The sequence below is a fragment of the Alkalihalobacillus bogoriensis ATCC BAA-922 genome (genome assembly GCF_000621445.1).
Taxonomy (GTDB): Bacteria; Bacillota; Bacilli; order Bacillales; family Bacillaceae_F; genus Bacillus_AO; species Bacillus_AO bogoriense.
The window spans coordinates 51,140-63,376 of the sequence record NZ_KK211277.1; the positions used below are offsets into that span (position 1 = coordinate 51,140).

At 35.8% G+C, this 12,237-nt stretch carries 14 protein-coding genes; 3 read left to right on the forward strand and 11 right to left on the reverse strand.

The annotated features are described in order from the left end of the window. Position 1: 1 nt before the first annotated feature. From T323_RS0116035 to wecB, 4 genes are read right to left on the reverse strand one after another with little or no spacing between them, the layout of a single operon-like run. Positions 2-892 (reverse strand): NAD-dependent epimerase/dehydratase family protein, encoded by an 891-nt coding sequence (locus tag T323_RS0116035; protein WP_026674165.1) that lies wholly within the window; start codon positions 890-892, stop codon positions 2-4. Continuing rightward, a complete protein-coding gene (locus T323_RS0116040; protein ID WP_026674166.1) occupies positions 889-1,716 on the reverse strand; it encodes a dTDP-4-dehydrorhamnose reductase family protein in 828 nt (275 codons plus the stop codon). Before T323_RS0116040 ends, T323_RS0116035 begins: the two co-directional genes overlap by 4 nt. Before the next feature lies 1 nt (position 1,717). Next, entirely contained in the window at positions 1,718-2,704 is a 987-nt protein-coding gene (locus T323_RS0116045) for a polysaccharide biosynthesis protein (protein WP_026674167.1), read from the reverse strand. After that, positions 2,697-3,788 (reverse strand): non-hydrolyzing UDP-N-acetylglucosamine 2-epimerase, encoded by a 1,092-nt coding sequence (gene wecB, locus T323_RS0116050; protein WP_026674168.1) that lies wholly within the window; start codon positions 3,786-3,788, stop codon positions 2,697-2,699. Before wecB ends, T323_RS0116045 begins: the two co-directional genes overlap by 8 nt. A 349-nt stretch (positions 3,789-4,137) precedes the next feature. Between wecB and T323_RS0116055 the strand changes: the two genes are divergently transcribed. Continuing rightward, on the forward strand, positions 4,138-4,830 hold the full coding sequence (locus tag T323_RS0116055; RefSeq protein ID WP_026674169.1) for a sulfotransferase family 2 domain-containing protein: 693 nt from the start codon (positions 4,138-4,140) through the stop codon (positions 4,828-4,830). Positions 4,831-5,131: 301 nt separating this feature from the next. Here the strand turns inward: T323_RS0116055 and T323_RS0116060 are convergent, their stop codons facing one another. The 7 genes from T323_RS0116060 to T323_RS0116090 form a co-directional block, all read right to left on the reverse strand. Continuing rightward, complete coding sequence (locus T323_RS0116060; protein WP_026674170.1) at positions 5,132-5,587, reverse strand: dTDP-4-dehydrorhamnose 3,5-epimerase family protein; 456 nt, start codon at positions 5,585-5,587, stop codon at positions 5,132-5,134. Continuing rightward, positions 5,580-6,428, reverse strand: a complete 849-nt coding sequence (rfbD, locus tag T323_RS0116065) for a dTDP-4-dehydrorhamnose reductase (RefSeq protein ID WP_051556576.1) — start codon at positions 6,426-6,428, stop codon at positions 5,580-5,582. Before rfbD ends, T323_RS0116060 begins: the two co-directional genes overlap by 8 nt. Then, complete coding sequence (gene rfbB / locus T323_RS26965) at positions 6,425-7,414, reverse strand: dTDP-glucose 4,6-dehydratase (RefSeq protein ID WP_035179045.1); 990 nt, start codon at positions 7,412-7,414, stop codon at positions 6,425-6,427. Before rfbB ends, rfbD begins: the two co-directional genes overlap by 4 nt. After that, the gene (locus T323_RS26970; protein ID WP_051556577.1) at positions 7,407-8,153 is read right to left on the reverse strand and encodes a sugar phosphate nucleotidyltransferase; all 747 of its coding nucleotides are present in this window, start codon (positions 8,151-8,153) and stop codon (positions 7,407-7,409) included. Before T323_RS26970 ends, rfbB begins: the two co-directional genes overlap by 8 nt. A 23-nt stretch (positions 8,154-8,176) precedes the next feature. Further along, the gene (locus T323_RS0116080; RefSeq protein WP_245613740.1) at positions 8,177-8,533 is read right to left on the reverse strand and encodes a DUF1360 domain-containing protein; all 357 of its coding nucleotides are present in this window, start codon (positions 8,531-8,533) and stop codon (positions 8,177-8,179) included. Positions 8,534-8,665: 132 nt separating this feature from the next. Beyond that, entirely contained in the window at positions 8,666-9,898 is a 1,233-nt protein-coding gene (locus T323_RS0116085; RefSeq protein ID WP_051556578.1) for a YonV family putative phage-derived protein, read from the reverse strand. 616 nt (positions 9,899-10,514) lie between these two features. Continuing rightward, positions 10,515-11,084, reverse strand: a complete 570-nt coding sequence (locus tag T323_RS0116090; RefSeq protein WP_026674174.1) for a CueP family metal-binding protein — start codon at positions 11,082-11,084, stop codon at positions 10,515-10,517. Between the two features lie 175 nt (positions 11,085-11,259). Between T323_RS0116090 and T323_RS0116095 the strand changes: the two genes are divergently transcribed. Together T323_RS0116095 and T323_RS0116100 are read left to right on the forward strand one after the other, a co-directional pair. Next, entirely contained in the window at positions 11,260-11,622 is a 363-nt protein-coding gene (locus T323_RS0116095; RefSeq protein ID WP_026674175.1) for a hypothetical protein, read from the forward strand. 70 nt (positions 11,623-11,692) lie between these two features. Then, on the forward strand, positions 11,693-12,070 hold the full coding sequence (locus tag T323_RS0116100; protein WP_026674176.1) for a PH domain-containing protein: 378 nt from the start codon (positions 11,693-11,695) through the stop codon (positions 12,068-12,070). The last annotated feature ends 167 nt before the right edge of the window (positions 12,071-12,237 follow it).

Here is a 12,237-nt window from a genome sequence, read left to right on the forward strand (position 1 = left end):
TTCAAGACAAGTTTCGGTAATAGTCCAATGTATCTTTCATCGAAGCAGAAAAAGGAATCGTTGGTTTCCACCCTAATTTTGATATTTTTTCAGGGTTGACTGGAGAAGGGTTATTTATTTCTCCATATTGCTTACTTTTCACATTAAAATGCACATCTGTGAAAGTTTTCAAATGCATGGTGACATCTCCTAATGAATGATTTATTCCTGATGAAATGTCGTAAATTTCACCTGGTTTTCCGTGTTGAAACAAGACATCATATCCTTTCACAACATCGCGAACATCAACGAAATCACGTTGAACACCGAGATGACTAACCTCTAGATGCTTTTGTTCCGTTTCGTCTTGTTCCATATTCATGATTTTCCGTGCAAAAATCGAGCAAACACCGTTTGAACGACCTGGTCCAACGATATTTGAAGGTTTTGCGATTACGACGTTTAGTCCATATAAATGACTCCATGATTGAGCAATCAATACTTGCATCGTCTTACTTAAGCTATAAGGGTGTGTGAGAGTTGCAATATTTCCAACATCAAATTGCAAAGCAGAGCCAACAATGACGACTTTGCATGAAGGACATTCTTTTCTAACGGCGTCAAGCAAATAAATCGTCGTCATCATATTCGCTTGAATTGAAGAGACCGGGTCCTCCCATGAGTCTCCAACATGATTTTGCCCTGCTAAATGCAGGACATAATCAGGCTTTGTTGCTTTGATTAGTTCTAAAACAGCCTTTTGGTTTGTTAAATCACAATATTTAACTTCACAGTTTTTTGCTTCTACTTCACTTTTTCTAGTGATCGCAATCACTTCATAGCGAGCGTCACTAAAATGTTGGCATGCATGCTGACCTGTAAATCCACTTGCACCTGTTATGATGATTTTCATGATTGTCTCATCCAGTCTTTTAATTCAAGTATCATTTCTTTATAATCAGGCACATCATACTGGAAATCAGACCGCGTGTTTTTCAAAGTTCGGTCAATCACTTTGCTATCATCAGGTGAAATTTCGACGTCTTCCTTTTCAAAGACTTCTTTTATTATCGTTAGTAACTCATATTTTGAAATTTTTGTTTCTGAACATAAATGATATAGGCCCGTCACATGGTGCTCGATTATCTTTTCAATCGCTTTCGCTAACTCAAGTGTTGTCACTCCATTCCATAACGCCTTTGTGTAACCACTCACTTCTCCTGTTTGTTTCATAAACCATAGAAATAAGCCAATTCCATTGTCTTTTAATTCAGGACCTATAATGGACGTCCGAATCGTTACATGTTTATCGCTTAAAATTTCTCCAAGCTTTTTCGACTCTGAATATACAGACGTTCCATCAGGGTCATCTGTCTCAGTGTACTCTCCTTTTTTACCTGAGAACACACAATCCGTGCTAATTTGCACGAGTTTTCCACCATATCGCTCTGTTAACTTCACGAGTTGTTGTGGCAATATACTGTTCACTTGAAAAGCAAGAAAGGGATCATCTGTAGCATGTTGATTTAATATTCCCGTGCAGTTTACTGTAATATGAGGTCTTATATTTTCAATAACTTTCTCAACATCTTGACTATTTGTCACATCTAGGAAGATACCATTTGTGTCTGTTTGATCACGCGAAGAATAATATACTTCATATCCTTCTTTTCCTTGAAAATATTTTGTTATCACATGACCGGCCATTCCTTTTCCGCCAAGAATGAGCAACCTCATTTTAAATAAAGCCCCCTTTCTTTAACATCGCTTTAATCTCAGATTGGGTCATTAAATTTTGACTAGAATTATAATCTTCTAGATTTGCAGGCTCATAGTTAGCGTACCTGTCCTTTAACCCTTCAATTGGTACCGTCGGTAAAATTACAAAATACTCCTCATCATAGAGAATCGCTTTATCACTTTCATATGAGGAAAGAAGCAACTCCGCAATTTTTTCCCCTGGACGTATACCAAGTATTTCAAACTCGACGTCTTTCACATTTGCTGCTTCAGCAATAACTTTTGCTAAATCAACAATTTTACATGCTGGCATTTTCATCACGTACGTTTCCCCGCCGTAGCTTTCTACTGTCGCTTTAAACACGAGTTTTATCGCATCCTCTAATGTTAAAAAGAACCTCGTCATATTCATGTGTGTAATGCCAATTTTTCCAGTGTCTTTAATTTGCTTTTTAAAGACATGAATAACACTTCCATTTGAGCCGAGAACATTGCCTCCACGGATACAGACAAACCTGGTTTTTGTGTTTAATGTGTTCGCATGAATAATTAATTTTTCTCCCATTGCTTTTGTTAACCCGTAAAAGTTAGAAGGATTGGATGCTTTATCTGTAGAAATGTAAATAACTTTATCAACATTACATTTCATCGCAACATCAATAACATTTTGAGTGCCGATGACGTTTGATTTTAACGCTTCAATTGGTTGGTCCTCACAGACAGGGACATGCTTTAATGCGGCGAGATGATATATATAGTCGACTTGATGACAAGCATCGAGAAGAGAATCTTTTTCTTTAATGTCACCTATAATAAATTTTAATTTTTTATCATGATTAAACTCTTGTTTCATATCAAATTGATTTGCTTCATTTCTTGAAAAAATTCGAATTTCCTTAGGGTTATGAGTTAACAACTGACGAACAAGTTCATATCCCCATGAACCAGTACCGCCAGTCACTAAAATGATTTTATCTTTAAACAACTTCACTACCTCCTAAAATGATTTTTACGACTTTATCTGATACATCTGCATCATCATATCCTTTTGGGAACACCCATGTTTTTGGTTGATTAACCATAACACGAACAGCTGTTACCATTTGTTTTGCTTGAATTCCTGATAAAAGATTGCTTCCGCATTCAATGGTCTCAGGACGTTCTGTTGTTTTCCGAACTGTTACAGTTGGAACATGAAACAAACAACACTCTTCTTGAACAGTCCCACTATCTGTGAGGACACAATACGCATTTTTTTCAAGTTGGATAAAATCAAAAAATCCAAATGGTTCATGAAACTCTACGAGAGGGTCCATTTCGAGGAAATCTGCTTTTTCTAATTTTGATTTTGTTCTCGGATGAATACTGCATATCACTCTTTTTTGAAACTGGCTCGCAACAAGCTGAATTCCTTTCATAATTTCTAGTAGACGGTCTTCATGGTCAACATTTTCGGCTCTATGAATCGTGACTAAAAAATAATCTTGTCGTTGCAAATTCAGCTTTTGTAAAATCTCACTTTCGTTTATCTCTTTGTTGTAATGTTGTAACACTTCGTAAATTGGGTTACCTGATATATAAATTCGATTGGAAGGAATGCCCTCTTTGAGTAGATTTTCTTTACTTTGAGGAGTATACGGTAAATTAATCGTTGAAATCGCATCGATAACACGACGGTTTTTTTCTTCTGGTACCTCTAAGTCAAAACAACGGTTTCCGGCTTCCATATGAATAACAGGAATTCCCATTCTTTCAGCTAATATCGCACTTAACCCACTGTTTGTATCTCCTAACACGAGCACTTTATCTGGCTTTTCTTTTAAAAGAATCGGCTCTAATTTTTTAAAGAGCGATGCTAATTGTTCCCCTAATGTTTGCTGTTGATGTCCTAGGACATAGTCTGGTGCTCGAACTTGTAATTCTTTAAAAAACACCTCGCTTAATGAAGTGGTAAAGTTTTGCCCTGTATGGACAACGATATGATTTTCAGCTAGCTCATCGAGTTTTTTCATAACAAGACTCAATCGAATGATTTCTGGTCTAGTTCCTAAAATTGTCATTACTTTCATAGAAAACCCCTCGTTTATTTTCAAATTCAAACGTGTCAACAAAATGACTTTACTTTTACACTATGTTCATAACCCTCTATTGCTATAGGCCATGCCGTCATTTTCCTAAATTTAGTTATTCGTTTATACGAGCTTTTACTCAATCTATAAGAAAAAAGCAGGAGCGTCTTTTCTTTCAAAGCTTCACTGCTACACCAATATTTTTATCTTTCTTATCTTTTAAAAAAGGAATACCGAGAGCTATATAGCCCAATAGGTATTCCTACTAATGTAACGTAGCGCACATTTTGTTGAGAAAGCATACGATACAGATGAAACCCGCAAATTTAATAGAAAAGAGTGATCATCTATGAATGACATCATCATCCATCTTCATATGCCTAAAACGGGAGGGACAACATTAAAAAATATCATCAAAAAAAATGTTCCATCCCATTTGAACTTTGATATTTATGAAGACCATCATGAAAGAGCAGAAAAACTAAAAGCCATTGCAAACCAACCTACAGCTTGCATTCAAGGACATTTTCCATATGGTGTACATGAATTTTTCACTACACCATGTGTTTATATTACAATGCTTCGTGAACCAGCAGAAAGAATCATTTCTGAATATTATTTTATCTGTACGAACAAAAAACATCGGCTCCATCACCAAGTTAAGAATATGACACTTGAACAATATCAAAGTCAGCCAAATCATATGAATATACAAACTCGTTTTCTTTCAGGTCAACTCGGTTCCCCGTTAACTGAAAAAGATTTACAACAAGCAAGGAAAAATATCACATCCCATTTTTCAGTTGTCGGATTAACGGAACAATTTAATGAGTCGTTATTTTTAATGAAACAAAGATTCGGCTGGGCGCAAACACAATATACAAAGCTAAATAAAACAAAGAAAAAAACTCCGATCCACAAAATACGAAAAAAAACGATCGACATGATTTATGCCAATAATTCTCTCGACCAACAACTTTATTCCTTTGCTAAACAACGCTTACAACAACAACTCCACCAATTCCATCATACAAAACGATGATAAAAGGCTTCCGAATTCTTTTTTTCGCTTGGACGACTAATTGCTCCATTTACGATTTCTTTTATAGTAGAAAAATTTCTCCGGTTTTACTCTTGTTTTGTCCAATAGAACCACTCTATTGGACACTTCTCTCCGGTTTTGCTCTCGTTTTGTCTAATAGAACCTTCCTATTAGACACTTCTCTCCAGTTTTACGCTCGTTTTGGTTTTGTTCTGCACCCAACCCTATAACACACAGTTCAAGCGCCTCCGTTAAAGAGAAGCCATGGAGAGGAATACCTCCTCTCCATGGCTTCAATTTCTTATCGGAATTTTGTAGTCCAGTCAAATCCAATTTCCGGATCGTCCCAAGGTATCCGTTTTTCATCGGGCTGTTTTGCATCATAAGAATGAGTTGTAAAATAAAGAATCGTTGCTGGCTTTTCACCAAGAACACGATATCCGTGGGCCACACCTTTTGGGATAAGCAACAAAATTTGGTTTTCCTCTCCCATATAATACACATCGGTTTTCCCTGTGGTTGTTGAATTTGGTCGTAAGTCATATAAAACCACTTGGGCATTCCCAGCTGGAAAAAACCATAAATCATCTTGTTTTTCATGATAATGAAATGCTTTTATAACACCAGGATAACTCATAGATAACGACGCTTGCCCAAACTTTTCTAATAATGCTTCATCATCACGGACAAGTTCAGTAAAAAAACCGCGGTCATCACAATGCTTTTTGATTTGCTTTATTTTGACACCTTCAATCATCGTCTCCCTCCTTCTTTAAAAACTCTCTTAATGCTAGTTTCCAATGACGGGGTTTAGGAATCTTATTTTCTTCTAATTTCGCTATGTCTAATAATGAATAGCTCGGTCGTAGGGCTTTGGACTTATATTTAATAGATGAAGTCGGTTCAACAAGATTTACATCACTTCCGCTTTCTTCGTAAATACATTGTGCAAACTGATACCAACTGCATTCCCCTTCATTTCTAACATGATAAATTCCATAAGGTTTATCTATAAGCTTTATGAGAACATCGACCAAATCACAAACATATGTCGGTGCACCAAGTTGATCATCAACAACGGGTACTTGTTTTTTCCGTAACGCAAACGACCTCATTGTATTGACAAAATTTTTGCCCCCATGCCCGTAAAGCCAAGACGTTCTTACAATATAATGCTCACGCAATGTTTTTTGTACGAGCTCTTCTCCCATCCACTTACTTAGCCCATATATATTAAGGGGATTCGGTTCGTCTGTTTCAATGTAAGGACTTCTTTTTTTTCCATCAAATACATAATCAGAACTAATATAAACTAAAGTCGCCCCAACTCTCTTACAAGCCTGCGCTATCGTTAACGTCCCAATTGCATTTGTGTTAAAAGCAAGCAACGAATGGTCCTCACAATTATCGACTGCCGTATACGCAGCACAATGAAAAACATAGTTTGGCAATATACGTTGAAACACATCCTCTATTTGTTGTCCTGTAATATCAAGCTCTTTCTTTGAGAGTGAGAAGACTTCATAAGAAGATTCTTTCATTTTTTTATATAATGCTTTACCGAGTTGACCTGATCCACCTGTAATAAGAACTTTCATAATCTCTCATTCCTACCAAGCACGGATTTTACCCATTGTTCATTTTTTACATACCAGTCAACAGTTTGTTTTATTCCTTCGGTGAAAGACATTTGTGGTTCCCACCCAAGTTCTTTTTTTACTTTTGTTGAATCAATGGCATAGCGACGGTCATGTCCTTTTCGGTCTTCGACAAACTGAATCTGGTGATTATCTTTACCCATATAAGATAAAATACTTTGAACAAGATCTATATTTGTCTTTTCATTTAAACCACCAATATTATACACTTCACCAATTTTCCCTTTCTCCATAATCGTGTAAATCGCTTGACAATGGTCTTTTACATATAACCAATCACGAATATGAGAGCCATCACCGTAAACCGGTATCGTTTTGTTTTTTAATGCAAAGTTGATAATTTTTGGAATGAACTTTTCGGGATGTTGATACGGACCGTAATTATTACTACATCGTGTTGTTATAACAGGTGCATTATACGTTTTAAAATAGGAACGAACTAATAAATCAGCTCCCGCTTTACTTGCCGAATAAGGGTTGTTTGCCGCCAAAGGAGATTGTTCTGTAAACGGAGGTTCCTCTGCTTGTAATGACCCATACACTTCATCAGTTGAAATATACACCAGTTTTTTTGCATACCCTTCAAGTAAAGCAAGTAGCAAGTGATTCGTTCCCATAATATTCGTATTTAAAAACAAACTAGGTTGAACAATACTTCGGTCCACATGGGATTCTGCTGCAAAATGAACAATGACATCATATGTTCTGTCAAATACTTTTTCTATTTGATCCTTCTTTGTAATATCGACTGAAAAAAAACGATAACGTTTGTCATGAGCAAACGTGGCTGTATTGTCAATATGACCTGCATACGTAAGGGCGTCGACATTCGTGACTTCATATGTTTGCGTGTGGCTTAACACGTAATCGATGAAGTTTGAACCGATAAATCCAGCCCCACCTGTCACTAGTAATTGCTTAGTCATCATAACCTCCTGCCGCTTTTTCTCTAGTAAAATAATGATAATTTGCTTCAAAGAGTGACTCAGGTGTTCCTGCATCAATCCACCAGTCTTTTAGAAAATTAAACGCCATAGCCTGCCGTTTAACATAAATCAAATTAACATCTGTAATTTCCAATTCTCCACGTGCTGACGGAGATACTTGTTCAATAAAAGAAAAAACAGTTGGATCATACATATAAATCCCTGTTACACAATAGGCAGGTCCTTTTATATTTGGTTTTTCTAGGAGTTCATACACTTTATTTGTTTTATCATCGATGCATGCAATTCCATATCTTTTTGGATTTTGCACTTTTTTTAATAAAATATAAGCTCCATCCTCTTGCTGCTTAAACTCCTCAATAAAGGGTGTTAACTTGTCATCAAATAAATTATCTCCTAGTATCACAAGGAACTTTTCGTTCTGTACAAAGGTTTTTGCTATAGAAAGAGCTGCTGCAATCCCACTTGCTTCTTCTTGAACAGCATAGCTCAAACGAACACCGAATTCCTTTCCATCCCCTAATAGCTGTTGGAATGAATCAAGATGGTCTCGTGATGTGATAATTAGAATGTCTTTAACACATGCTTCTTGTAGTTTAAATAATGACCAATATATCATTGGGTACCGACCAACTGGTAGCAAATGTTTATTTATAATTTTTGTCATAGGAGAAAGGCGCGTCCCTGTACCTCCAGCCAGAATGACAGCTTTTCTCATGTCTTACTCACCCCACTTTCACTTTAATGATTCGATATACGTTGAACGACAGTTTCCACGATTGAGGCACCTGCGGCCACTGCCAATACGAGAATAATAGGAATAAAATAAGTTGGTAACAGCCCATAGCCCGCTAACAAGAAGATAGAGCACCATACTCCTGTACACCAATAACAGCTTAATAGTTCACCGACCCATCGTTTAAGTCCGCGGCCTTTTATCATGACATGAATTTCAACGCTCCCATCTTCAAGTTGATGTTCTTTTTCTTCTAGAAACGGAGTACGAATCCACTTTGTAATTTGGTCAAAAACAAGTAACCGTGTTAAGCGAAAACTAGCGAATACAAATATAAAAAAATAAAAAAAGTCAATTGACAACGTCTCTCTCTCCATTCTGTATCAAGCATATTCTCTATACTGTATGTCAATTGTAAAATTTCGGCACAAAATCAAAAGGAAAGTGAAAAATGTTTCCAAATAACATTGACTCAACTTGTTGACATGTATTGCTTATATTTCGTTACTCAAATATTTTTCTAATAACGATCTCATTTTTATTGAGGGAATAAAAATATTTATCGGTTGTTTTTGTTGGAGTCGACTTTGAAACATCCATTCGATTAGGTGATGTAAAGAGTACAAATCTTCATTAATAAAGAGACCTTTGTTTTCAAAGAAATGCTTTATACTTGTGTTCACTTCTGGATGGGATAAATATAAACAACAGCTTTTATGAGAAAAGAGATCATTCTCTTTTTTGTAAAAAGAGACAAAACTATGATTCAGTCCTCGAGGGGTAAGCTTTTCTTTCATTTGGGGATATGTTGTCCACATGACATCATCCGGTTCTGCCTTACACTTTTTTCGGTAAAAGTCATAGCAACTCTCCCGAATCATATTTATGATTTCAATGCTGTTCATTTTTTTCTGTAAATCAAAGAACGTAAATGCTTTCTGATGGCTCCCTATTTTGTTCAAGTCGTTTTTATCACTAGACGTTGGATAATAAATATGAATTAATTCTTTATATAATGAACGGTCCTCTTCTTCAGATAAAATATAATCGACTAATTTATACTCATTATCCTCAAATGAAATGGAATACTTTTTATACTTGAACTCGTAATGCTCGAATAAACTCTTTTGCAATTGTCCGTCAAACATATACGTTAAAAGATAACAGTTATCGAATGACTCGTAGAATTTCTTTGGAAATGTCCAATACACAAGTTCATGGTGGTCTTGTTCATTTTGATACAACATCAAACGGTTCGATGTCGCTAATGTTTTCATGTCTGTGAAATATCCATCCGTATAAAAGGCTGCATCCCAACTTATACTTCCTTTGTCACGAACACTAACAACATTGTTTTGTAATAACAGATTAATATCATCCGGGGATATATCAACTGGCTGTAAAGTGTTTTTGACTTCATCAAGAATTAACGTATAATTTTGCATCGCTAACAACTCATAACATTCATCGTCCAAACATTGAAACGGTTGATGTGTTCCGATAATATTTTCACCATTGGCGAATAAGCTTTTCAGTTGTTGTAACGATGATTGTTCATGAACACGCTTGAAATGCCGTATTTGTGAGTTCAACATCAAACTTGCCTTTTTTTCATCTTGTACAATATAAACAAATTTCTCATACATTGGTGCTTTACTTATATAATGCATGATCCAGCTTATTTTCCCGCTTCTTTTTATTGAATCAATCACTGTGATTTCTTTCATCATCTCACCTTCTTACACCTCTTCATGAACCATTTGTGGTATCCATTTTCTAGGGTATGCCCTATTTCTAATGAGCGTTCTTATGGAATCACTTTTTTACAATGATTACTACTTCTTTTTTGTTGGAAACTGTAGTATACTAGTCTAGCGATGAGCTAATTGCATAAGACGAAGTTGACACGCCGATAGGCAATGCACAATGTGGAGTGCTGTTTCTTCGCCGCAATATACGTAGAAAAAGACGTCCAATTGGACGTCTTTTTTTTGTATTTTTATGAATCACATATTTCATTGGGAAAAGGGTATCGAGTAGGATGATAAAATATATTCCTGCCATTGCAACTGGAGTGGGTATCATTTTCTTCTGCATTAAATTATATTTTATCCCCTATAAAACTCACGCTTTTGATGCCATTTATGATATTGTAACCATCATTTTACTCTCTATTATTTTCGGTTTCTCACTAGTAGGAGCTATAATAATCGAGATATAAGAGAAATCATAGCTTACAAAGTTTGAAGTAGAATAAGGGGAAATGAGCAGAAACGCACAGATTTATATTTACAAATCTGTGCGTTCTTGTGTTTACTTGTATGGAACCCAACTAATGTTAAGTTATAATTGAATTGTCGTAATACACGTATTGTCTCCTTCAAATGAAGAAAACTCACCTTCTGCTGTCTTTCCGTCATGGGAAATTGTAATCGTAAAATGTCTATCGCGTGGAACCCATAAATCAATAAACCCGTTAGGCAATGACTGGATATCATCGCTTAAAATAACATTCCCATCTGTATCTTCAATGTGTACATGAAAGTCCTCAGTCACAAGCTCTCCTTGGCATCCTGTTAAGCTATGAATCGCACATGGATGTGTGTTTTCGATATATGGGGCTATCGAAACAAAAAACTCATCATCAGGTAACGCGTATACGAGTTGAGTTTCTGCATCTTCTGTTTCCGTTACAATTAGTTCATGTGAAGTAATAGAAGCATTATGCGCCACAAGGGTACCAACACTATAATCATTCACCATCTGTTTCATATTGTCTGTTTCTTCGACTTTGGTTACGTCTGTTTCTGATTCTATTTCTGATTCTGGCATCACGGCTAGTGCGAATAGATAAACCCCAACCCCAACTACTAATAGAGTTACTAATGTCGCTATCATTACTTTGTTCTTCATCTTGTTTTCCCCCTAGGTCATTCTTTGTCTATTTCTATTTTATGTGAATCAATTCACAATGTAAACCGTTATTTCCTGGGTATTTCAATTTACGTTATTAATGCTTCCTACTATACTCTTTCTATCTGATTTCCTTTATAATAAAGAAGACCATGTAAAAAAAGAGGTTTGTATTATGTTCAAAGGAATTGTTTATTGTGAAGCGAGTTTGTATGTGTATTCAAGTAAAGAAACTCATGAAGAAGAAAGAGAAAAATATATCACTTTTCTATCAAGCTATATCCGAAAAACAGTGAAAATAACTGCTGTTACGATAAAATCAACAGGTTTTGATTCGATTCATCAAGAACAATATACGCGACTTTCTGTGTTAGCTGATGTTCTTGTCCCATACGATCCTGTCATTACGCACCTGAACGATTATCGTGTGAGTGGGTGTACCGAATTTCGCAAACATTTCCCTCATGCTGGTGCGATTATGGCTCATTCTATTGATATTTATAATGCGTATCGTACAGAAGGGTTTCGACCTTTTTAACGTTTTATTATATACAATTTTAATTGTTTCACATTATACTAATTATAACAAGATTAGAGGAGGATGGAAAATGGGTTTTTTTGATGGATTAATGGGAAATGCGTCTGAGGTGAATGTAAATGACATTCAAAATGAATTTGCAAGAATTCTTGCTCCAAATGAGCAAATAGAAAAGGCATATAAATTGATTCGTGATTTGTTTTTATTTACGGACAAGCGTCTCATTCTTGTCGATAAACAAGGGTTAACGGGGAAAAAAGTGGAGTTTCACTCGATTCCATACAAAAACATTACTCATTTCAGTATTGAAACAGCGGGAAATTTCGACTTAGATGCAGAGTTGAAAATTTGGCTATCAGGAAGTGCGACACCGATTCAAAAGCAGTTTAACAAAAGTTTAAACATCTATGAGCTACAATCCGTCTTAGCTACTTACGTTTTACGTTAATGAGCTAGAGGTTCGGACATTTATTCCGCTATATTAAAGAATATTATCAAAACTAATATCGTTACGGACATCTGTTCCGCTATTTCTTCATTTCAGCTCAAATTTGATTCGTTTTTTAACTAATAACGGAACACATGTCCGTTATGGTTGAGAAAACACCCTTTTTT